Source organism: Streptomyces sp. NPDC054796 (assembly GCF_053611545.1).
The window spans coordinates 85,784-105,694 of the sequence record NZ_JBSHAO010000003.1 but is presented as its reverse complement, the minus strand read 5'-3'; the positions used below and the strand labels follow the sequence as shown (position 1 = coordinate 105,694).

The following is a 19,911-nucleotide window of genomic DNA, read 5'->3' as shown; positions in this document are numbered from 1 at the left end:
GCCGCCCTCACTCCGCTCTCATGCCCGCCGTCCGCCGTCGACGGACATCGCGATCCCGGTGACGTAGGAGGCCGCGTCCGAGCAGAGCCAGACCGCCGCTGCCGCGGCCTCGTCCGGCGTGGCCATCCGGCCGAGCGGAGTGCTCGCCTCCTGCGCCGCGATCATGTCGGTACCGGCCGCGACCCGTTCGAAGCCGGGTGTGCGGGTCGGCCCTGGGCAGACGGCGTTGACGCGGATGCCCCGCGGCGCGTAGTCCACGGCGGCCGTCTTGGTGAGGCCGACGATGCCGTGCTTGGCGGCGACGTAGGCGGGCGCTGTCGGGATCGCGTACAGGCCGCCGTTGGACGCGATGTTGACGATCGCGCCGCCGTCCTTGAGCAGGGGCAGTTCGTACTTCATGCACAGGAAGGTCCCGGCCAGGTTGACGTGGACCACGCGCGCGAACTCGTCCAGGGGCATCTGGTCGAGCCGCCGGTGGAGCGAGGCCAGACCGGCGCTGTTGACGGCGAAGTCGAGGCCGCCGTACGCCGAGCTGGTGCGCTCGACGGCCGCCCGCACGGAGCCCTCGTCGGCGATGTCGACGGTGACAGCCAGCGCTTCCCCGCCGTCCTTCCTGATCAGCTCGACGGTCTCGGCAGCCGTGCCGCCGTCGATGTCGAGCACGGCGACGGCGGCGCCGCTGCGGGCGAGCCCCAGCGCCGCCGCGCGGCCGATCCCGCTGCCGCCGCCGGTGACCAGCCCCGCCTTCCGGGAGACGTCACTCGTGTCCGGGGAAACGCCGCCCGCGTTCGCGGAAACGTCGCCCGCGTTCCGGGGTACGCCGCTCATGCCAGCGGCTCGTGGTTGGCCCAGGCGACCTTGTACGGGTGCCGCGACTGCCAGCGCTCGATGACCTCGTGCAGCCCTGGCGCGGCGAACGCCTTCGTCAGCGCGTCGGTGTCGGCCACGTCGACCCGCACGATCGCGGTCGCTATCAGCGCCGGAACGGCCTCCTCGCCGGGGACGGGAAGGTGGCGCCGGGCCTCGAAGGACCGGACGAGGCCGGTGTCGAGCATGGTCTTTTCGATGTCCGCGAGGTATTGGCCGAGCGTGGCATCCGGCAGCGGCTGGTCAAAGGAAACGATCATTGTGTGCTGAATCATGTGGCAATTCTTGAGCGCGCACCCCGTCGGAGTCCAAGACCCGTTCGTTCTTCAGCGATAACCTACAGGCATGGCCGAACTGGAGACCCGCGAGCTGGAATACTTCCTCGGCGTCGCCGAAGAACTGCACTTCGGCCGGGCGGCGGCCCGGCTCTCGATCGCCCAGCCCGCGCTGTCGAAGGCGATCCGGCGGATCGAGACCCGGCTCGGCGTCCCCCTGTTCATCCGCTCCAGCAGACACGTCGAACTGACCCCGGCGGGGGAGGCGTTGCGGGAACACGGGCGGCACGCGCTCAACGCGGTCGGCGCCGCCGTCCAGAGCGCCCGTCGTGCCGCTGATCCCCGGGGCCATCTGCGGCTCGTCCTCAAGCCCGGCGGCGACGCGGGCCTGCTGTCCCCGATCCTGGCCGAGTACGCGCACGAGCACGAAGCGCGCCGGGTGGACATCCTCTTCAGCGGCCCCGCCGACCGCGCGGACTTCCTGCTCGGCGGCCGGGCCGACGTCGGCCTGCTCTACGTGCCGTTCGACGCCCTCGAAGGGCTGGCCCACGAGACGCTGCACGCGGAGGACCGCGTGGTCATCGTCCCGTCCGGGCACCGGCTGGCCGGGCGCGCTTCGGTACGCCAGGCGGACTTGGAGGGCGAGACGCTGCCGCGCTGGAAGGGGGTGCCCGGGGTCCCCGGGGACCCCGGGGGTGACGGCGACGGGCCCGAGGTCGCCGACGTCGTCCAGCTCCTCCACATGATCAGGGTGAGCCGGATGGTCGGGGTGCTTCCGCGTTCGCTGGTCGAGCCGGTCCCGCCGGGGCTGGTCCGCGTCCCGGTGACCGACGCGCCGCCCAGCCGCCTCGTGCTGGCCTGGAACGAGCAGGACCGTCGCCCGATGGTCGCGTCCTTCGTGGCCGCCGCGCTCAGGTCACGGGCGGCGGCCCGGAACAGCTGAGGCGCGCGGTCAGCGGCCGGCGTCCAACGTCCGGTCGTGAGCCGTGGGTTGTGCGTGGGTGACCGTCAACCTGTCGGCCACGCGCGGTCGTCGACGGTCAGAAACGGCTCGCCCACGACGGCCGTCGGCGTCGCGCCGGTGAACTCCATGACGTCCCGGTGCAGATGGGACTGGTCGCAGTAGCCGCCGTCCGACGAGCAGATCCGCCGCTTCGCGGACCCCGCATTCCGCGAGGGATACCGCGTACCGCGGGAACTCGTCGACGAGCTGCGCGGCATGTCCTACCGCGCGATCGGCGCGGCGATGCAGGCGTACACCGCGTATCTGGAACAGCGGACGCTCCCGGACAGGCTGACGGACCTCGGCAAGCCGCTGCATGTGATCTTCGGCGGCCAGGTCCGCAGATGGCGGCCCTCGTCAGCGGCCGACTACCGCGTCGTCCCGGGCGCGACGGTCGAGTGGCTGCCCGGTGCCGGGCACACGCCCATCCTGGAGGAGCCGCAGCGGACCGCCGCGCTTCTGCTGGCCTTCACCAGGGGCCGCCCCGGCCCGGCGCCCGGGACCACTTGACGCTCCACCCGCTCGCCCGCCTGCCCGTGCCCGCCTGCCTGGGTGTGCCGCACCCAGGCAGTACGCGTCCTGGTTACGGGGCCCTGACCTGCGCAGACTCGAAGCGCAAGGCATCGCATCGAGCCCGCGAGAGCACAGGCAGGGCCAGGAACAGGGACGGGAACCAGAACCATGAGTCAGCAAGATGGCGTGCGCGGCGCGACGGCCCTCGTCACCGGCGCCGCACGCGGCGTCGGCCGGGCGACCGTCGCGTGGCTGCACGAGAACGGGGCCCGAGTGGTGGCCGAGGACATCCGGCCCGAGGTGGAGCGGCTGGCAGCCGAGTTCCCCGGAGTGGCCACCGTGACCGGGGACGTCGCACGCGAGGAGACCGCCGTACGCGCGGTCGGAACGGCACTGGAGCGCTTCGGCAGGCTCGACATCCTCGTCAACAACGCGGGCCGGACGCTGAACAAGCCGCTCACCGAGACCACAGCGGAGGACTGGGACGACGTCCTGGCCGTCAACGCCCGGGGCCCGTTCCTCCACGCCCGCGAGGCGTTCCGGGCCATGCGCGAACAGGGCGGCGGCGGCACGATCGTCAACGTCGGCTCCTACACATGCACGGTCGCGCTGCCCGAAGGGTCGGCCTACACCGCCTCGAAGGGCGCCCTGGCCCAGCTCACGAAGGTCATCGCCCTCGAAGGCGGACCCCACGGCATCCGGGCCAACACCGTGGCACCCGGCGTGATCGAGACCGACCTGCTCGACAGCATCCGCGAGGACAGCCGCGCCTACCTGCGCTCCTTCGGCGACGCGCACCCCCTGGGGCGGGTGGCCCAGCCCGAGGAGATCGCCGAGGTCATCGGCTTCCTCGCCTCCGCCCGCTCCAGCTTCATGACGGGCGCCGTCGTCGCGGCGGACGGCGGCTTCACCGCCGCCTGAACCGCCACACACCCCACACCAAGCACCAAGCACCAAGCACCAAGCACCACTGAACGAATGGACCCCTCATGAGCAGCCGTCTGCACGACAAGGTCGCACTGATCACCGGAGCGACCGGCGGCATCGGTTCGGCGACCGCCGAACTCTTCGCACGCGAAGGCGCACACCTCGTCGTCACCGACACGGCCCCGCGGCCGCTCGCGGAACTGGAGACCCGGATCGGGCGCGGGCGACACGGCGGCGAGGTGGTCACCGCCGTCCACGACGTGGCGTCGGCCCAGGCGTGGGACGACGTGCTCACGACCGTGCGCGAGCGCTTCGGCAGGCTCGACATCCTCGTCAACGTCGCGGGCGTCGTCGACTGGAGCGGCGTCGAGGCCACCGACGAGCTGACCTGGAACCGCGTCATCGACGTGAACCAGAAGGGCACCTGGCTCGGCATGAAGGCGGCCATGCCGCTGCTGCGCGCGAGCGGTCGCGGATCGGTGATCAACACGTCCTCGGTCATGGGGCTCATCGGCGGAGGAGGCGCCGCCGCGTACACGGCGTCCAAGGGCGCCGTGCGGCTCCTGTCGAAGACCGCGGCGGTCGAGTACGCGCGCGACAACGTGCGGGTCAACTCCGTCCACCCCGGAGTGATCGCCACACCGATGATCCAGGACATCCTCGACGAGGAAGGCGACCAGCAGCCGGACATCGTGCGCACCCCCATGGCCCGCGCGGGCCGGGCCGACGAGATCGCACCGGCGATGCTCTTCCTCGCCGGCGACGAGTCCTCCTTCGTCACCGGCTCCGAAATCGTCGTCGACGGCGGCCTCACCGCACACTGACACACCGGCACACCCGCGCCCAACCGGCGCCCACCGGCGAGCTGTTCCGCCGACGGTGAAGTCCGGCCCGCGCAGGCCCGTCGCTCACTACTGTCCAGCTCATGACGACGACGGTCACCACACGCACGGTCGAATACCCGGCCGACGGCCTCACGATGACGGGGCACCTCGCGCTCCCGGCCGGTACCGGCCGTCGGCCCGCGGTCCTGATCGGACCCGAGGGAGTGGGGCTCAGCGATGTCGAGCGCCGCCGGGCCGAGGCTCTGGCCGAACTGGGCTACATGGCGCTGGCCTTCGACCTCCACGGCGGGCGCTACCTGGAAGACCCGGAGGAAATGCTGGCCCGTTGCATGCCGCTGCTCGGCGACCCCGGCCGGATGCGGGACATCGGCCACGCGGCGCTCGACGTACTGCGCGCCGAACCCCGCACCGACCCCGACCGGATCGCCGCCATCGGCTACGGCACCGGGGGCGCGGTCGCGTTGGAACTCGGGCGCGACGGCGTCGATCTGCGCGCGATCGCCACCGTCAACGGGCTGATCACGGGCCGGCCGGGCGAGGCGGCACACATCCGCTGCCCGGTGTGGGCCGGAGTCGGCTCGGAGGACCCGATCATGCCGCCCGCGCAACGGGACGCGTTCACCGCCGAGATGCAGGCCGCGGGCGTCGACTGGCGCCTCGTGGTCTACGGCGGAGCGCTGCACGCCTTCCACCACCCGACGGTCGGCCACACCGTGCGTCCCGGCGTCGGCTACCACCCGCGGCACGCCGAGCGAGCCTGGCGCGACATCGTCGGCCTGCTCGCCGAGTGCCTGTGCCCGCCCGCGGCGGAGTGAGCGGGCGCGACGGACTCGCGCGCACGGTGCGCCTGCGGGTTCTCACGGCCGAGGCCGACGACTGGCCGTTGCGGCGGGACGTTCGTCTCGCCGCGCTGGCCGAGGCTCCGCTCTCCTTCACGTCCCGGATCGAGGACTGGCACCGGGGTGGGGAGGAGCGGTGGCGCCCGCGAGCCGGGCTCGGACGAGTACGCCGACGGTCCGGACGGCGATCATGGCCAGGACCATGAGGACGAAGGCGGTGCCGTACGTGGCGGCCGGAACCTGGTGCTGGACCGAGAACGTCGCGAGGGCGTCGGTGAACCAGTGGGTGGAGCCGTAGGCGGAGCCCAGGCGCAGGGCCATCGCGGCCGTCCACAGTGCGGCGTAGGGCCAGCCCGCGACGGTGACCAGGCGCGAGTCGGCCGGGTCGCGGCGGACCTGGATCAGCTCGGCCGACGCCTGGCCGAGATCGCCCTCGAAGACATGGACGCCGACGCACCCGAACTCGCCCCCGGCGAATTCCTGGTCCTCCAGTACCTCTTCCTGAACGGCCGCAGCGCCGTGGGCGACATCGCCAAGCGCTCCGGCCTGGCCCAAAGCCGCGTCTCCACCAGCGTGCGGGCCCTGGTGGGACGCGGCTGGGCCACCACCGCGGCCGACCCCTCCGACGGCCGCAAAACACTGGTCGACGTCACCGAGACCATCCGTGCCGCCGGTCAGCAGCGCCGGGCCGGACGCGCCGACAAGGCCCTGACCAACGCCCTGGCCGGAGCGGACGACAAGGAGCGGGCCGACCTCATCGCCGCGCTCGAACGCCTCCGCCAACTCCTCGTCGCCGGCCGCACACAGCGCCGGTTCCCGGACACGGTCACCCCCTGAACCGCCCGGTATCCCTTGAGGACCGCGTGCGGGCGCAGATCGCGCACCGACGAATTTCCCGCGCCGCGCCGGTCCGTACGCGTAGGACCGACCCGACTCACGGAAGGCTGGCGCCATGCGGAAACTGAGCTACGGCATGAACGTGTCCCTGGACGGCTACATCGCCGCGCCCGGCGACGACATCGGCTGGAGCGTGCCGAGCGACGAGCTGTTCCAGTTCTGGTCCGACCAGCTGCGGGCGACCGACCTGTCGCTGTACGGGGGCAAGCTGTGGCGGACGATGAGCGCCCACTGGCCGACCGGCGACCAGCAGCCCGACGCCACCCCGGCGGAGATCGAGTTCGCGCGCCGCTGGCGGAACATGTCGAAGGTGGTGTTCTCCTCGACGGTCGACGAGGTCGACTGGAACACCCGCCTGGTCACCGGCGACGCGGTCACCGAGATCACCCGGCTCAAGGCCGAGGACGGCGGCCCGATGGACATCGCCGGCGCGACGCTCGCCGGGGCGGCCATGCGCGCCGGGCTGATCGACGAGTACGTGCTGGCCACCGCACCGGTCCTGGTGGGCGGCGGCACCCCGTTCTTCACCGCGCTGGACAGCTGGGTGAACCTGAACCTGGTCGAGTCCCGGACGCTTCCCTGCGGCGTGATCCTGACCAGGTACGAGACGAGCCGCTGAGCACCCGTCACACGTGCTCCACGCGTGTGACCGAAACGTCGAGCCCGGTGTGCTGCTCCTCGGAGCCGGCCTGGCAGGTCAGGTGCCGGTGCTCAACGCGGGCTGCGCCGGCTCCGGTAGGCCTCGACGCTGGCCCGGTGCGCGCAGGTCCGGGTGCAGTACTGCTTCGAGCCGTTGCGCGAGAGGTCCACGAAAGTGGCCCGGCAGGTCGGCCCGGCACATACGCCGAGACGAGCGGGACCGAGCGTGGCGATCACGGAGGCCAGTGCACTGAGCGTGGTCGCGGCGAGGTGCGCCGAGCAGCAGCCGGTGTCGGAGGCCACCTCGGTCCACCAGCGGTCGTCCTCGTGGCGCAGTACCGGGGTGGCGCGGCTGCGGCGCAGACCGTCGTTGATCAGAGCCGCGGCTCCGACCGCGTCCGCGTTCGCCCGTTCGAGCACCTCACGCAGCGTCTCGCGCAACGCGCGGACTTCCGCCAGGTCGGCGCGGGTGAGACGCCGCGGACCGGCCCCTTGGTTCGCGGCCGAACTCGGAGGCTCAGCCGCGGGATGGCCGTCAAGGAAGTCCCGGAGCTGCTCGACGGTCTCGAGCGCGTCCTCTCCCTTGATCGGCCTCAAGGTGTTGGCCAGGTCGACGGCCGTCTGGACCACCAATGGGCTGTAATACGCATCCCGCATTTGACGTGTCTCCTCACCGCTCCATAATGTGACACTCAAAGGAGCTTTAGCGTGTCACACACTACCCGGCAGGGGACGACGCCGCAGACCATCCCGTCCGGAGGGGCCCCGGCACCGGAGCGAACCGACACCCCGGACGGGCGTCGGCTGGGGCTGACTCTGGGAATGCTGGTGCTGCCGATGTACGTGGCGCTGGGAGCGCCGTCGGTGGCCCTGCCGGCCATCACCCGCGCACTCGCGGTGCCGTTCGGGGCCACCGCATGGATTCTCGCCGCGTGGTCGCTGACCTCCGCGCTCGCGATGCCGGTCGCGGGTCGGCTCATGGTCCGCTGGAGCCCCTTCCAGGTCCTCGTCGCCGGGGTCGTGGCGCTCGCCGCGGGCTCCGCGCTCGCCGGAGCCGGGCCGGCACTGTCCGTCGTGATCGTCGGCCGACTGATCGGCGGCGCCGGGGCGGGCGCGACCGTGATCGCCGTCTTCGCCGCGGCCACCGCCCTTCCCAGGCGGCAACGGATCCGCGCCCTGGGAATCATCGCGGTCGCCGGCGCGACGGCGTCGGGGTGCGGGACGCTGCTGGGCGGGGCGGTGACCGCATGGCTCGGGTGGCGTGCCGTGCTCGCGATCCCGGTCCTCGCGCTGCCCCTCCTGCTGGCCGCATTGCCGAGCAGGCGCGCGCTGACGCGGAGCGGCAGCGGCAGCGGCAGCGGCAGCGGCAGCGGCAGCGGCAGCGGCAGCGGCAGCGGCGAGGGGAACGGCTCGACCGGGCGACTCGATATCGTCGGCGCGGCCGTGCTGTCGGTACTCGCCGGCTCCTTGATCACATTGCTACAGGCACACTCGGTCGGCCTGCCCGCTCCGGTCACGCTCGTCGTGGCTGCCGCCGGGGCACTCGCCGCCGCGGGACTGTGGTGGCGCCTGCGAAGCACGCCCGACGGGTTCGTGCCTCGGCGGGTGATCGCATCCCGCGGCTTCCTGGCGTCCGGGCTCATCGGCGGGACCGTCTTCGCCGGCTACTACGGGGTGCTGTTCCGCGCCCCGTCCCTGATCGAGCAGGCCACGGGCGGTGGCCCTTTGGAAGCCGGCGTGCTCCTGGTCCCGGCCGCCGCCTGCTCGGTGCTGGCCGGGCGGCTGGTCGGCGCCTTGACCGACCGGTTCACCGGCTGGCAGGTGTCGGCCGGGCTTGCGGCACTCACCGTCGTCGGCGTGCTCGTGGTCGCGGTCTTCAACGGGCCGGTCCCCATCGTCGTCGGCACGGCGTCGACCGTGTGCGGGTTCGCCGGCACCCAAGCCGTACTGGTGAGCCTCGCGCCGGACCTGGTCGCCGCGGACGACCGCGACACCGCACAGGGTCTGCTCAACTTCATGAACGCCCTGGGTGGCGGGATCGGTCCGGCCGCTGTCGCGGGTCTGTCCAGCATCGCGCCGGTGCCGGTGGCCCTCGCCGTGCTCGCGGCACTCCCCCTGGCCGGACTCGTCCTCAGCCTGACCCGGCGCCCTGCCGCCGGCCGCAGCGCCCGACCCGACGCCACGCGTGGGAGCCCGCGATGACGGTCCACCCGCATCTGATCCGACAACGCCTTGACCAGTAAGGAGCCTTGCCATGTCCGCCGAGCCGTTCGAGGTCAGCATCACCGAAGCCGAGATCGCGGACCTGCGGGAACGATTGCGACGGACACGGTGGCCCGAGCGCGAGCCGGTGGACGACTGGTCACAGGGTCTGCCACTGGCGTACGCGCAGGAGCTCTGCCGCAGCTGGGCCGAGGACTACGACTTCGGGTTCGCCGAGCGGCTGAACGCGTTCCCGCAGTACCGCGACACGATCGACGGGCTGGGCATCCACTTCCTGCACGTCCGCTCGCCGGAGCCGGACGCGTTCCCGCTCGTGCTCACGCACGGGTGGCCGGGTTCGGTGCTCGAGTTCCTGGAGGTCCTCGGCCCGCTCACCGACCCGCGCGCGCACGGCGGTGACCCGGCGGACGCGTTCCACGTGGTCGCGCCGTCGTTGCCCGGGTACGGCTGGAGCGACAAGCCGTCGACGACCGGATGGGGCATCACTCGCACCGCGCGCGCCTGGGACACGTTGATGGTCTCGCTGGGGTACGAACGGTACGGCGCGCAGGGCGGTGACTGGGGTTCGGCGGTGTCCGCGGCGCTGGGCGAGGTGGCGCCCGAGCGGGTCGCCGGCGTGCACCTGAACCTGGGATCCGTGGCGGCGGGCACGTTCGACGACCCGACGCCCGCGGAGCTGGCGAATCTCGAGGCCGAGAAGGAGATGCGGCGCACCGGCCGGGGGTACTCGGCGATCCAGGCGACCCGGCCGCAGACGCTCGGCTACGGCCTCACCGACTCCCCGGCGGGGCAGGCCGCCTGGATCGCCGAGAAGTTCTGGGCGTGGACGGACAACGACGGCCATCCCGAGGACGCGTTGTCGCGGCAGACGATCCTCGACGAGATCTCGGTCTATTGGTTCACCGCGTCGGCCACGTCGTCGGCGCGCCTGTACTGGGAGAGCTTCGCCAACTTCCGGGACAAGGTGACCGCGCCGTCCGGGCTGTCGGTCTACCCGCGCGACATCACCCGCCCGTCGAGGCGGGAGGCCGAGCTGCGGTTCACCGACCTGCGCTGGTTCGAGGAGCTGCCGCACGGTGGCCACTTCGCCGCGCTGGAGCAGCCGGAGTCGCTGGTCAAGCAGGTGCGCGGGTTCTTCCGCCTGTTCCGCTGACCGCCCGTGCCACCCCTGGGTCACCGACGAATCACGTGGTGGGGCGGTGCAACGGTCCGACACGAAGCCTGAGAACCTACAGCGGCCCCGTCACGTCTGAGCCATGTCCACAAAGCGGGAGTAGTGGCCCTGGAAGGCGACCGTGATCGTGGCCGTCGGGCCGTTACGGTGCTTGGCCACGATCAGGTCCGCCTCGCCCGCACGGGGCGACTCCTTCTCGTACGCGTCCTCACGGTGCAGCAGGATCACCATGTCCGCGTCCTGCTCGATGGAATTGTGGATATGGATGCCGTTCGCGACGAAGTTGTGCGTGCCGAGAACGGTCGCGTCGTAGACCTCCTGCTCGCCCAGGCTCTCGATGGCGACGACCTTGTCCCAGTAGACGTCGCTCGTCGCCAGAAGCTCCAGCTCCTGGCTCTCCAGAAGTTCCGCGACCCGGCCGAGACGGCCCCGGCTCGGTGACCCGTTGTAGAGAGCCGCACCGCAGTACCGCGTACCGAGATCGGCCTGGAATGCCCGTGTGGTCACCGACTTCTCGCGCATCAGCTCCCGCACCGCGCCCCACACGTCCTTCGGCACCGTGTCGACGTTGGTGTTCGCCACAACGTCGCGCAGCCGCTCCTCGGCGGCGATCACATGCCGGGCGCGATCGCCGTGCACCCCGACCTCGGACAGGAAGCGCCGCTGGTCCTCCACGCCGGACACGTCCACCGTCCACTGGGGCCTGCCCGCCGTGTTGCCCACGCGCCGGACGCGGGCCCGGATGTCCACCCGCAGCATCAACTGCTGGAGATCCCGGGCGAGCCGCTCACTCGTCGTCGCGTAATACACCCGCACCGCACCGGACTTGGCAACGGTCACCGAGCCGTCCGTCGCCCACAAGTGCCGCAGGAACAGCCGTACCTGATCGTCGGGCAGGCCCTGCACCCGCTCCGGCAGGAACTTCTCGTGCGCGCGCTTCCCGTACAGCCCCATGCCGTCCAGCCATTCCGCGACGGGATTCCGGCGGCCGTGGGTGAGGCGATGAGGCGCGGGCAGATAGACGTGCCACCACGTCTCCTGCTGGCTCCGCCTCGGCGTGATACCGAAGTGGGCCGCAGCCTCCTCCACCGCGCGAAGACTGGCCTCGTCGTTGCTGATGTAGTGCACAGGCTGACGCGGGGCCACACAGCCGTCGCCCAGCATGTGCGCCAGCATGACGACTTCCGCTTCCGGGAGGCGCACGGTCTCGGTGGGAGCATCCGTACGGCGCGGCACCGCGACCCGCGAGCCTTCGGCCAGCTCCCCCAGCGGGGTCCAGCCGTCATACGTCAGGAACGGGTGATTGGCCGTCGCCTCGATTTCCCGGCCCGAGGCCAACCGCAGCCGGAAGACCTCCTTCCGACCGCTGGGAAAGACGTGCGTCATGGTCCTTTTGACCATCCGGAGCCGCTCGTCCAGGGACCAGACCGGGATATCGCGCTCGCCGCTCTCCAGCAGCTCACCCATCGTCACCTCGGCACCGGTGTCCGCGCGCAGGACACGCGTACCCGCCGTGACACAACCCGATTCACGCAGGTCGGAGACCATCGGCTTCTTGTCGGTGCGCTGCTCGGGCCCACGGTTGAGCTGCGAGAGCGCGATCACCGGAACCTCCAGCTCCTTCGCGAGCAGCTTGAGGTTACGGGACATCTCCGAGACCTCCTGCTGACGGCTCTCGGGGCGCCGGGAGCCGCCCGTCTGCATGAGCTGGAGATAGTCGATGACGATGAGCTGGAGATCGTTGCGCTGCTTCAGACGGCGGCACTTGGCGCGGATCTCCATCATCGACAGGTTCGGCGAGTCGTCGATGTAGAGCGGCGAGTCCGTGACCCCGGGCATCTGCCGCGCCAGCCGCGTCCAGTCCTCGTCCGTCATCGACCCGGACCGCATATGGTGCAGCGCCACCCGCGCCTCCGCCGAGAGGAGCCGCATGGCGATCTCGTTGCGGCCCATCTCCAGGGAGAAGATGACGCTGGGCATGTTGTGCTTGATGGAGCAGGCGCGGGCAAAATCCAGGGCGAGCGTGCTGTTGTGGGTCGGGATCATCGACCGCGTGGCCAGGTACAGGTGGTCCGGGTTGTCGACCTGGACACAGCGGACGGGAACGCTCGGCAGTGGCCGCACGTCCGTGATGAAGCGGGAGCGGGTGCGCGGGTGGTTGTCCCGGCCGTACTCCTTGTGGGCGAGGCGCTTGCGCTCCAGGTGGAAGACCTCGTCGGACGTGGTGAAGGTGACCGTGTACACCGTGGAGATCTCCTCGGACCTCCCCTTCACCTGCCGCGTGGACCAGCCGCAGCGGTAGCCGAGGCTGACGAGCAGTTCCCGGAAGTCCTCGGCCAGCCGTCGACTGGTCACGGCGAAGCTGACGTACCCCGACCGGTCGGCGGTGCCGTCCGTGTCCATCAGCCCGGCGAGCAGGGCGCGGCGCTGGGCGAGGGAGCCGCGCAGATACGCCTGCGGGATGTGCTTGTCCCCCAGCACGCCCATGGTGCGGAGGGCCGCCTGAAGGCTTCCGTTCCGCCTCAGGCACGCCTGGCAACGCGGCGGAGAGACCGCGGCCCAGCACTTCTCGCCGCAGACGGCGCAGGGCCGCTCGGCGGGCTTCGTGGGCCGTTCCGCGAAGCGGATGCCGTAGCTCGCCGACGTGCCCACCTGACGTGTGGCGAAGCCGTCCGCCTCGATCCGCATGAGGATCTCGGGGTCGACGGTGGTGATGCGGGCGGCGTCGCTGTGGCCGTCCCCGAGCCACGCGCCGAGTGTGTACGGCGGCACGGGAAGCTCCCGCTCCGGCAGTTCCAGCGGGGCGGCGTTGTGCACCGAGTGGTTCAGTCGCCGGTCGGCCGTGGCGCAGCGCAGAGTCTCGGCGATCTCCCGCGTGGTCTTCACCGAGGGGAAGGCGGTCTGCGCCCGGCTCCGCCCGCCGGCCGCCTCGTGCGCCGAGCGGCGCGAGGCACGCGTGTCGGTGAGCCACTGGTGCTCCGCGTCGGCGATGACGGTCGTGCCGTCGTCGAACGTCACCTCGTAGCAGGGGCGGTCACGCAGCACGTCCGTGGCAGCCGTGATCCGGGTCGGCTTCCCGTCGGCGTCGAGCAGCAGGTCACCGACCCGCACCTCGCCCATGGTGGTCCACCCGGTGGGGGTGGGCAGCGGGGTGTCCAGGGCGAGGGCCTTCCCCATGGCGGGTCGGGCCGCGATGACGATCATCTGGCCCGGGTGGAGGCCGTTCGTGAGGGAGTCCAGGTCCGTGAAGCCCGTCGGGACGCCCGTCATCTGGCCGCTGCGCGAGCCGATCGCCTCGATCTCGTCGAGCGCGCCCTCCATGATGTCGCCCAGCGGGAGGTAGTCCTCCGAGGTGCGCTGCTCGGTGACGGCGTAGATCTCGGCCTGGGCGGAGTTGACGATGTCGTCGACGTCGCCGTCGGCCGCGTACCCCATCTGTGTGATCCGCGTGCCCGCCTCGACCAGGCGGCGCAGGACGGCGCGCTCGTGGACGATCTCGGCGTAGTACTCCGCGTTGGCCGCCGTGGGGACCGTCTGGACGAGGGAGTGGACGTATCCGGGGCCGCCGACGCGGCCGATCTCGCCGCGCTTGGTCAGTTCGGCCGTGACCGTGATCGGGTCGGCGGGCTCGCCCTTGGCGTAGAGATCGAGGATCGCCTGGTAGACGGTCTCGTGCGCGGGGCGGTAGAAGTCGTGGCCCTTGAGGACTTCGACGACGTCGGCGATGGCGTCCTTGGACAGCAGCATGCCGCCGAGCACGGACTGCTCGGCCTCCAGGTCCTGCGGGGGCACGCGTTCGAAGCCGCTGGGGCCGCCGGGGCCGTCCATGCCGCGGTCGTGGCGGTCGGACTGGCCGCCGCCGCGCCGCTGCCGGGCCGACGGGAAGCGCTCGCCGGGTCCCTGGCCTCCGCCACCGCCAGGTCCTGGCCCTGGTCCCGGCCCCGGAGCGAGGTCGGCGTCGAGATCGGCCATCCAGGGGTCCTCGACGTGTTCGGGCTGCTGAGTCACCCGGCCACCTCCTCCTGTCCGGCGATCGCGCACGCCCGGACCTCGCCGCAGTGCCCCTCTTTCTTACGGCACGCCTCTGACAATGGAGCGCCCGACTCCGCTTACGGCGCGTCGAGTCCGCGGTGAAGAAGAGGGGAACGTGGGGTGGGCGCTGCACTACGGTAGGGCCGTGGCTGACGTCAGCCAATCTGGTTATCCACAGGGTGGTGTGGACGAGTGACCTCTTCCTGTGGAGAAGCTGGCCAAAGCTGTGCATGAGGCGGGGGACAGCGCTGTGGAGAAGTCTGTGCCCTCTCCGAAAAGCCGTCTCTGACCTGCGAAGACGGCATCCACTCCCTGTGCGGGAAAAAAACTTCGCGACTCGGGCCGAACTCCTCCCCCGATCACCGCGCACGGCCTCCGGCGACCCTTCATGCCCACATCACCGTAATAGACAGTGGCGCCTTGCGACTATTACCTGTGGATGCTTGGATCGGAACCCATGAACGACCACTCCGTGACCCGGCGCGCCCGCCGCCCTCACCGCGACCGGCCGCCCCGCGCCGGGCGCCCGTCGGCCCGGCGCCACGACCGCGAGATCATCGCGCTCGCCCTCCCCGCCTTCGGCGCGCTCGTCGCGGAGCCGCTCTTCCTCATGGCCGACAGCGCGATCGTCGGCCACCTCGGCACCCCCCAGCTGGCCGGGCTCGGCGTCGCCGCCGCGCTGCTCCAGACCGGCGTCAACATCTTCGTCTTCCTCGCCTACGCCACGACGGCCGCCGTCGCCCGCCGCGTCGGCGCCGACGACCTGCCCGCCGCCATCCGCCAGGGCATGGACGGCATCTGGCTCGCGCTGCTGCTCGGCGCCGCCGTCATCGCCGTCGTGCTGCCCACGGCACCCGCGCTCATCGGCCTCTTCGGCGCCTCGGACACCGCGGCCCCGTACGCCGTCACCTATCTGCGGATCAGCTCCCTCGGCATCCCGGCCATGCTCGTCGTGCTCGCCGCGACGGGTGTGCTGCGCGGGCTCCAGGACACCAGGACCCCGCTGTACGTGGCCATCGGCGGCTTCGCGGCGAACGGCGTCCTCAACGTCGCCCTCGTCTACGGCCTGGGCCTGGGCATCGCCGGTTCGGCCTGGGGGACGGTCATCGCGCAGTGCGCCATGGCCGCCGTCTACCTCGTCGTGGTCGTGCGCGGCGCCCGCAGGCACGGCGCCTCGCTGCGCCCCGACGCCGCCGGAATCCGCGCCTGCGCCCAGGCGGGCGCGCCGCTGCTGATCCGTACGCTCTCGCTGCGCGCCGTCCTCATGATCGCCACGGCGGTCGCGGCCAGGCTCGGCGACGCCTCGATCGCCGCGCACCAGGTCACGCTCACGCTGTGGTCGCTGCTGGCCTTCGCGCTGGACGCCATCGCCATCGCGGGCCAGGCCATCATCGGGCGCTACCTCGGCGCCGGGGACGCGGAGGGCGCGCGGGCCGCCTGCCGCCGCATGGTCGAGTGGGGGATCGCCTCGGGCGTGGTGCTGGGCGCGCTGGTGGCGCTGGCACGGCCGCTGTTCATGCCCCTGTTCACCTCGGACGACGCCGTGATCGCGCAGCTCACGACCGTACTGCTGGTGGTCGCGGTGACCCAGCCCATCGCGGGAGTCGTCTTCGTCCTGGACGGGGTGCTGATGGGCGCGGGTGACGGCCCTTATCTCGCCTGGGCGATGCTGGCGACGCTGGCCGTCTTCGCACCGGTCGCGCTGCTCGTCCCGGTGCTGGGCGGGGGCCTGACGGCGCTGTGGTGGACGGTGGCCGGGCTGATGATGACAGTGCGCATGATCACCCTGTGGCTGCGGGCGCGCTCGGGGCGCTGGGTGGTCACGGGAGCGGTGCGGGCCTGACGGGGCTGACGGGGCACGGACCCACGTCGCGTACGGCCCCCGCACACGCCAAGGGCCGCACCCTTCGAAAAGGGTGCGGCCCTCACGTGCGTACCGTCGGCCGGGGCCGTCGGTGCCGGTCGACGTGCGTCGGGGCTGGTCAGCCCGCGACGACCTCGACGTCCAGCTTCGCGGCCACGTCGGCGTGCAGCCGGACCGAGACCTGGTGCGCGCCCAGGGTCTTGATCGGGGTGCCCACCTCGATGCGGCGCTTGTCGACCTCGGGGCCGCCCGCTTCCTTGATCGCCGAAGCGACGTCGGCGGGGGTCACCGAGCCGAACAGGCGGCCCTGGTCGCCGGCGCGGACCTTCAGGCGCACGTTGACGCCCTCCAGCCGACCCTTGACCTCGTTGGCCTGCTCGATCGTCGCGATCTCGCGGATCTTGCGAGCGCGGCGGATCTGCTCGACGTCCTTCTCGCCACCCTTGGTCCAGCGGATGGCGACGCCACGCGGGATCAGGTAGTTGCGAGCGTAGCCGTCACGGACCTCGACGACGTCGCCCGCGGCACCGAGGCCGGAGACCTCGTGGGTAAGGATGATCTTCATTGGTCAGTCACCCTTCCCTTTATCGGGCGGTCGAGGTGTAGGGCAGCAGCGCCATCTCACGGCTGTTCTTCACGGCCGTGGCGACGTCACGCTGGTGCTGGGTGCAGTTGCCGGTGACCCGGCGGGCACGGATCTTGCCGCGGTCGGAAATGAACTTCCGCAGCAGGTTCGTGTCCTTGTAGTCGACGTAGGAGATCTTCTCCTTGCAGAACACGCAAACCTTCTTCTTAGGCTTGCGAGCAGGCGGCTTCGCCATGTCTCTCTCCAGTGAGTTTCAAGAAGTGTGTAGCTGTCGAGCGCTGCCCCGAAGCCCGTGGAAACGGACTAGAAGGGCGGCTCGTCCGAGTAGCCGCCGCCGGAGCCGCCGCCCCAGCCGCCACCGCCGCCACCCTGGTTGCCGCCGGCCGGGGCGCCCGTGGCCCACGGGTCACCCGCGGGAGCGCCGCCGCCCTGCTGGCCGCCGCCGGGGCCCCCGCCCCAGCCGCCGCCACCCTGGCCGCCACCGCCGCCGAAGCCGCCGCCCTGACCGCCCCGGCCGCTGGTCTTGGTGACCTTGGCCGTGGCGTTGCGGAGGCTGGCGCCGACCTCGTCGACGTCCAGCTCGTAGACCGTGCGCTTGATGCCCTCACGGTCCTCGTACGACCGCTGCTTGAGGCGGCCCTGCACGAGGACGCGCGTCCCCTTGGTGAGGGACTCGGCGACGTTCTCCGCCGCCTGCCGCCAGACCGAGCAGGTCAGGAACAGGCTCTCGCCGTCCTTCCACTCGTTGGTCTGCCGGTCGAAGGTGCGCGGGGTGGACGCGACACGGAACTTCGCGACCGCCGCACCGGAGGGGGTGAAGCGCAGCTCGGGGTCGTCGACCAGATTGCCGACGACCGTGATGACGGTCTCGCCTGCCATGGGGAACCTCTCGGCGGGGTGCTGCTGGCTGCTAGTGGCTTCTGTGGCTTGCTGCTACTCGGTCCCTGGTACCGCTGAGCTGCGAAAAGCCTGCTCAGTGAGTGGAGGGACGGAGGACCTTGGTCCGCAGAACCGACTCGTTCAGGTTCATCTGGCGGTCGAGCTCCTTGACGACCTCAGGCGCGGCCTGGAGGTCGATGACCGAGTAGATGCCCTCGGGCTTCTTCTTGATCTCGTACGAGAGCCGACGACGGCCCCAGGTGTCGACCTTCTCGACCTTGCCTTCGCCCTCACGGACGACGGAAAGGAAGTTCTCGATCAGCGGGGAGACTGCGCGCTCCTCGAGATCGGGGTCGAGGATCACCATCACCTCGTAGTGACGCATGTGGAACCCACCTCCTCTGGACTCAGCGGCCACGGTCGTTCCGTGGCAGGAGGGTCGTGATGCGTACCGCACCGCGCGGACGTCCCGGGGGGACACGGCAGTGCAGACCGACCAGAGTACCCGCCCCCCGGCTTCCGGTTGAAATCCTGGTCCGAGTAGGCGCAATCTGGACTTCTCGGGTGTGACCGGGGTTACTCTTCGCCCCGTCCGCTCCGGGGGCCCCGGGGGCCCGCCCCGGGAGCGACCGCTGGAGGTCCGCATGGCGCAGGCAGTACGGCGTAACCCTCTCTCCGCTCTCCTCAACTCCGACGGCAAGGCCCATCCGGTCGAGAACACCTTCGCCGCCGCGACCCTCGTCCTGGGCCTGGTGGCCTTCGTCACCGCGATGTGGCACGGGCTGAACGTGATCAGCGCGTGGACGGGGCTGGCCGGGATCATCACCGGCGCTTGGGGCCAGTTCATCTCGGCGACGACCTCGGAGCGCTTCGTGCTGATCATCGGGCTCGGCGCCGCCGCGGTGGGCTTCTATCTCGGCATGGCGCACGGCGGGCTCTTCGGCTGAGGCGCCGGAGCGGGGCCCACGGACCGGGCCGACACCGGGCCGACGCCGGGCCGACGCATGGGCGACGGGTCAGGCTCAGCGGCGCGCGGTCCGGGGCCGTGTGCGTGCGGCCCGAACGGGACGGTGTGGGGCACAGTAGGCTTCCCGGCGAGCCTCCCCCAGAGCTTCGGCTGGGGGTGCCCGACACAGTACGCCGGAGGAGCGTCCCGCAATGAGCCTGACCCTGAGGACCATCAGCCGTGAGCAGCATCTGGCGTACATCCAGAGCCTGCCGTCGGCCAGCCACTGTCAGGTGCCCGCATGGGCGGATGTGAAGAGCGAATGGCGCTCGGAGAACCTGGGCTGGTTCGACGACAGGACAGGTGAGCTGGTCGGCGCCGGACTCGTGCTGTACCGCCAGTTGCCCAAGGTCAAGCGCTATCTGGCGTACCTCCCGGAGGGGCCGGTCATCAACTGGTTCTCGCCGAACCTGGAGGAGTGGCTCAAGCCGATGCTGGCGCATCTGAAGCACCAGGGCGCCTTCTCGGTGAAGATGGGCCCGCCCGTGGTGATCCGGCGCTGGGACGCCGCCGCGATCAAGAAGGGCATCCAGGACCCCGAGGTCACGCGGCTGCGGGACGTCGAGGCGACGCACATCGAGCCCCGCGCCTTCGAGGTGTCGGACAAGCTGCGCCGCATGGGCTGGCAGCAGGGCGAGGACGGCGGCGCGGGCTTCGGGGACGTGCAGCCGCGCTACGTCTTCCAGGTCCCGCTGGAGAACCGCTCGCTGGACGAGGTCCACAAGGGCTTCAACCAGCTGTGGCGCCGCAACATCAAGAAGGCCGACAAGGCGGGCGTGCGGGTCGTGCAGGGCGGGCTCGACGATCTGGACGACTGGCAGCGGCTGTACGAGATCACCGCCGAGCGCGACAAGTTCCGGCCGCGTCCGAAGGCGTACTTCGAGCGCATGTGGAAGGTCCTCAACTCCGAGGACCCGAACCGGATGCGGCTGTACTTCGCCGAGCACGAGGGCGAGCGGATCGCGGCGGCCACGATGCTGATCGTGGGCGGTCATGTCTGGTACTCCTACGGCGCCTCCGCGAACCACAAGCGCGAGGTGCGTCCGTCGAACGCGATGCAGTGGCGCATGCTCCAGGACGCCTACGCGCTGGGCGCGAGCGTCTACGACCTGCGCGGCATCAGCGACTCGCTGGACGAGACCGACCATCTCTTCGGCCTGATCCAGTTCAAGGTCGGGACCGGCGGGCAGGCGGCCGAGTACCTCGGTGAGTGGGACTTCCCCCTGAACAAGCTGCTGCACAAGGCGCTCGACATCTACATGTCGCGGCGCTGAGGCCCGGCCTCCGCGCCGCCTCGTCCCAGGGCCCGCCCCTCACATCCCGAACAGAAAGGTTCCGTACC

The 19,911-nt window shown here is 71.2% G+C and carries 20 protein-coding genes and 2 pseudogenes; 12 read left to right on the top strand and 10 right to left on the bottom strand.

Going from position 1 to position 19,911, the window contains the following annotated elements; all coding sequences use genetic code 11:
- Positions 1-18: 18 nt before the first annotated feature.
- Together ACWGJ2_RS03705 and ACWGJ2_RS03700 are read right to left on the bottom strand one after the other, a co-directional pair.
- Entirely contained in the window at positions 19-828 is an 810-nt protein-coding gene (locus ACWGJ2_RS03705; protein WP_453344295.1) for an SDR family NAD(P)-dependent oxidoreductase, read from the bottom strand.
- On the bottom strand, positions 825-1,142 hold the full coding sequence (locus tag ACWGJ2_RS03700; RefSeq protein WP_453344294.1) for a hypothetical protein: 318 nt from the start codon (positions 1,140-1,142) through the stop codon (positions 825-827). Before ACWGJ2_RS03700 ends, ACWGJ2_RS03705 begins: the two co-directional genes overlap by 4 nt.
- A gap of 70 nt (positions 1,143-1,212) precedes the next feature.
- Here ACWGJ2_RS03700 and ACWGJ2_RS03695 point away from each other — a divergent pair, with 70 nt between their 5' ends.
- Positions 1,213-2,085 carry a LysR family transcriptional regulator gene (locus tag ACWGJ2_RS03695; protein WP_453344293.1) on the top strand — a complete coding sequence of 291 codons (873 nt, stop codon included), beginning with the start codon at positions 1,213-1,215 and terminating at the stop codon, positions 2,083-2,085.
- A gap of 65 nt (positions 2,086-2,150) precedes the next feature.
- On the opposite strand, the pseudogene ACWGJ2_RS03690 reads toward ACWGJ2_RS03695, so the two are convergent.
- Positions 2,151-2,279 (bottom strand): annotated as a pseudogene (locus tag ACWGJ2_RS03690) (AraC family transcriptional regulator); the annotation flags it as partial.
- Between ACWGJ2_RS03690 and ACWGJ2_RS03685 the strand changes: the two are divergent.
- The 4 genes and pseudogenes from ACWGJ2_RS03685 to ACWGJ2_RS03670 all read left to right on the top strand — a co-directional run.
- A pseudogene (locus tag ACWGJ2_RS03685) lies at positions 2,269-2,655 on the top strand (alpha/beta fold hydrolase); the annotation flags it as partial. The pseudogenes ACWGJ2_RS03690 and ACWGJ2_RS03685 overlap by 11 nt on opposite strands.
- A 171-nt stretch (positions 2,656-2,826) precedes the next feature.
- Positions 2,827-3,579, top strand: a complete 753-nt coding sequence (locus tag ACWGJ2_RS03680) for an SDR family NAD(P)-dependent oxidoreductase (protein ID WP_453344292.1) — start codon at positions 2,827-2,829, stop codon at positions 3,577-3,579.
- A 68-nt stretch (positions 3,580-3,647) separates the two neighbouring features.
- Positions 3,648-4,409 carry an SDR family NAD(P)-dependent oxidoreductase gene (locus ACWGJ2_RS03675; RefSeq protein ID WP_453344291.1) on the top strand — a complete coding sequence of 254 codons (762 nt, stop codon included), beginning with the start codon at positions 3,648-3,650 and terminating at the stop codon, positions 4,407-4,409.
- Between the two features lie 101 nt (positions 4,410-4,510).
- On the top strand, positions 4,511-5,245 hold the full coding sequence (locus ACWGJ2_RS03670; RefSeq protein WP_453344290.1) for a dienelactone hydrolase family protein: 735 nt from the start codon (positions 4,511-4,513) through the stop codon (positions 5,243-5,245).
- 117 nt (positions 5,246-5,362) lie between these two features.
- Here ACWGJ2_RS03670 and ACWGJ2_RS03665 read toward each other — a convergent pair whose 3' ends face one another.
- Positions 5,363-5,824, bottom strand: coding sequence for a hypothetical protein (locus ACWGJ2_RS03665; protein WP_453344479.1), 462 nt, complete (start codon positions 5,822-5,824; stop codon positions 5,363-5,365).
- Here ACWGJ2_RS03665 and ACWGJ2_RS03660 point away from each other — a divergent pair.
- Together ACWGJ2_RS03660 and ACWGJ2_RS03655 are read left to right on the top strand one after the other, a co-directional pair.
- Complete coding sequence (locus ACWGJ2_RS03660) at positions 5,711-6,106, top strand: MarR family winged helix-turn-helix transcriptional regulator (RefSeq protein WP_453344289.1); 396 nt, start codon at positions 5,711-5,713, stop codon at positions 6,104-6,106. The two genes, ACWGJ2_RS03665 and ACWGJ2_RS03660, sit on opposite strands and share 114 nt — an antisense overlap.
- Positions 6,107-6,221: 115 nt before the next feature.
- Positions 6,222-6,785 (top strand): dihydrofolate reductase family protein, encoded by a 564-nt coding sequence (locus ACWGJ2_RS03655; RefSeq protein WP_453344288.1) that lies wholly within the window; start codon positions 6,222-6,224, stop codon positions 6,783-6,785.
- 92 nt (positions 6,786-6,877) lie between these two features.
- Here ACWGJ2_RS03655 and ACWGJ2_RS03650 read toward each other — a convergent pair whose 3' ends face one another.
- Positions 6,878-7,462: a CGNR zinc finger domain-containing protein gene (locus tag ACWGJ2_RS03650; RefSeq protein WP_453344287.1), complete on the bottom strand. Its 585-nt coding sequence runs from the start codon at positions 7,460-7,462 to the stop codon at positions 6,878-6,880.
- Positions 7,463-7,513: 51 nt separating this feature from the next.
- Between ACWGJ2_RS03650 and ACWGJ2_RS03645 the strand changes: the two genes are divergently transcribed.
- Together ACWGJ2_RS03645 and ACWGJ2_RS03640 are read left to right on the top strand one after the other, a co-directional pair.
- A complete protein-coding gene (locus ACWGJ2_RS03645) occupies positions 7,514-9,007 on the top strand; it encodes an MFS transporter (RefSeq protein ID WP_453344286.1) in 1,494 nt (497 codons plus the stop codon).
- Positions 9,008-9,059: 52 nt separating this feature from the next.
- Positions 9,060-10,181 carry an epoxide hydrolase family protein gene (locus ACWGJ2_RS03640; RefSeq protein ID WP_453344285.1) on the top strand — a complete coding sequence of 374 codons (1,122 nt, stop codon included), beginning with the start codon at positions 9,060-9,062 and terminating at the stop codon, positions 10,179-10,181.
- A gap of 90 nt (positions 10,182-10,271) precedes the next feature.
- On the opposite strand, the gene ACWGJ2_RS03635 is transcribed toward ACWGJ2_RS03640, so the two are convergent.
- The gene (locus ACWGJ2_RS03635; RefSeq protein WP_453344470.1) at positions 10,272-13,949 is read right to left on the bottom strand and encodes a replicative DNA helicase; all 3,678 of its coding nucleotides are present in this window, start codon (positions 13,947-13,949) and stop codon (positions 10,272-10,274) included.
- A gap of 742 nt (positions 13,950-14,691) precedes the next feature.
- Between ACWGJ2_RS03635 and ACWGJ2_RS03630 the strand changes: the two genes are divergently transcribed.
- The gene (locus tag ACWGJ2_RS03630) at positions 14,692-16,077 is read left to right on the top strand and encodes an MATE family efflux transporter (protein ID WP_453344284.1); all 1,386 of its coding nucleotides are present in this window, start codon (positions 14,692-14,694) and stop codon (positions 16,075-16,077) included.
- A 139-nt stretch (positions 16,078-16,216) separates the two neighbouring features.
- Here ACWGJ2_RS03630 and rplI read toward each other — a convergent pair whose 3' ends face one another.
- From rplI to rpsF, 4 genes are all read right to left on the bottom strand, one after another.
- Positions 16,217-16,663, bottom strand: coding sequence for a 50S ribosomal protein L9 (gene rplI / locus ACWGJ2_RS03625; RefSeq protein ID WP_453344283.1), 447 nt, complete (start codon positions 16,661-16,663; stop codon positions 16,217-16,219).
- A 19-nt stretch (positions 16,664-16,682) separates the two neighbouring features.
- Positions 16,683-16,919 (bottom strand): 30S ribosomal protein S18, encoded by a 237-nt coding sequence (rpsR, locus tag ACWGJ2_RS03620; protein ID WP_003978893.1) that lies wholly within the window; start codon positions 16,917-16,919, stop codon positions 16,683-16,685.
- A 68-nt stretch (positions 16,920-16,987) separates the two neighbouring features.
- Entirely contained in the window at positions 16,988-17,563 is a 576-nt protein-coding gene (locus tag ACWGJ2_RS03615; protein ID WP_453344282.1) for a single-stranded DNA-binding protein, read from the bottom strand.
- Positions 17,564-17,657: 94 nt separating this feature from the next.
- Complete coding sequence (gene rpsF, locus ACWGJ2_RS03610; RefSeq protein WP_453344281.1) at positions 17,658-17,948, bottom strand: 30S ribosomal protein S6; 291 nt, start codon at positions 17,946-17,948, stop codon at positions 17,658-17,660.
- Between the two features lie 259 nt (positions 17,949-18,207).
- On the opposite strand from rpsF, the gene ACWGJ2_RS03605 reads away from it, so the two are divergent.
- The gene (locus tag ACWGJ2_RS03605; RefSeq protein ID WP_453344280.1) at positions 18,208-18,510 is read left to right on the top strand and encodes a hypothetical protein; all 303 of its coding nucleotides are present in this window, start codon (positions 18,208-18,210) and stop codon (positions 18,508-18,510) included.
- Positions 18,511-18,721: 211 nt separating this feature from the next.
- Positions 18,722-19,843: a lipid II:glycine glycyltransferase FemX gene (locus ACWGJ2_RS03600; RefSeq protein ID WP_453344279.1), complete on the top strand. Its 1,122-nt coding sequence runs from the start codon at positions 18,722-18,724 to the stop codon at positions 19,841-19,843.
- Positions 19,844-19,911: the final 68 nt, after the last annotated feature.

What these genes read in the sequence shown, in the direction of transcription:
- ACWGJ2_RS03670 (WP_453344290.1), top strand. Translation starts at nt 4,511, where the DNA reads ATGACGACGACGGTCACCACACGCACGGTCGAATACCCGGCCGACGGC.
- ACWGJ2_RS03695 (WP_453344293.1), top strand. Translation starts at nt 1,213, where the DNA reads ATGGCCGAACTGGAGACCCGCGAGCTGGAATACTTCCTCGGCGTCGCC.
- ACWGJ2_RS03660 (WP_453344289.1), top strand. Translation starts at nt 5,711, where the DNA reads ATGGACGCCGACGCACCCGAACTCGCCCCCGGCGAATTCCTGGTCCTC.
- ACWGJ2_RS03650 (WP_453344287.1), bottom strand. Translation starts at nt 7,462, where the DNA reads ATGCGGGATGCGTATTACAGCCCATTGGTGGTCCAGACGGCCGTCGAC.
- rplI (WP_453344283.1), bottom strand. Translation starts at nt 16,663, where the DNA reads ATGAAGATCATCCTTACCCACGAGGTCTCCGGCCTCGGTGCCGCGGGC.
- ACWGJ2_RS03700 (WP_453344294.1), bottom strand. Translation starts at nt 1,142, where the DNA reads ATGATTCAGCACACAATGATCGTTTCCTTTGACCAGCCGCTGCCGGAT.
- ACWGJ2_RS03640 (WP_453344285.1), top strand. Translation starts at nt 9,060, where the DNA reads ATGTCCGCCGAGCCGTTCGAGGTCAGCATCACCGAAGCCGAGATCGCG.
- ACWGJ2_RS03605 (WP_453344280.1), top strand. Translation starts at nt 18,208, where the DNA reads ATGGCGCAGGCAGTACGGCGTAACCCTCTCTCCGCTCTCCTCAACTCC.
- ACWGJ2_RS03600 (WP_453344279.1), top strand. Translation starts at nt 18,722, where the DNA reads ATGAGCCTGACCCTGAGGACCATCAGCCGTGAGCAGCATCTGGCGTAC.
- ACWGJ2_RS03635 (WP_453344470.1), bottom strand. Translation starts at nt 13,949, where the DNA reads ATGCTGCTGTCCAAGGACGCCATCGCCGACGTCGTCGAAGTCCTCAAG.
- ACWGJ2_RS03705 (WP_453344295.1), bottom strand. Translation starts at nt 828, where the DNA reads ATGAGCGGCGTACCCCGGAACGCGGGCGACGTTTCCGCGAACGCGGGC.
- rpsR (WP_003978893.1), bottom strand. Translation starts at nt 16,919, where the DNA reads ATGGCGAAGCCGCCTGCTCGCAAGCCTAAGAAGAAGGTTTGCGTGTTC.
- ACWGJ2_RS03615 (WP_453344282.1), bottom strand. Translation starts at nt 17,563, where the DNA reads ATGGCAGGCGAGACCGTCATCACGGTCGTCGGCAATCTGGTCGACGAC.
- ACWGJ2_RS03630 (WP_453344284.1), top strand. Translation starts at nt 14,692, where the DNA reads ATGAACGACCACTCCGTGACCCGGCGCGCCCGCCGCCCTCACCGCGAC.
- ACWGJ2_RS03675 (WP_453344291.1), top strand. Translation starts at nt 3,648, where the DNA reads ATGAGCAGCCGTCTGCACGACAAGGTCGCACTGATCACCGGAGCGACC.
- ACWGJ2_RS03655 (WP_453344288.1), top strand. Translation starts at nt 6,222, where the DNA reads ATGCGGAAACTGAGCTACGGCATGAACGTGTCCCTGGACGGCTACATC.
- rpsF (WP_453344281.1), bottom strand. Translation starts at nt 17,948, where the DNA reads ATGCGTCACTACGAGGTGATGGTGATCCTCGACCCCGATCTCGAGGAG.
- ACWGJ2_RS03680 (WP_453344292.1), top strand. Translation starts at nt 2,827, where the DNA reads ATGAGTCAGCAAGATGGCGTGCGCGGCGCGACGGCCCTCGTCACCGGC.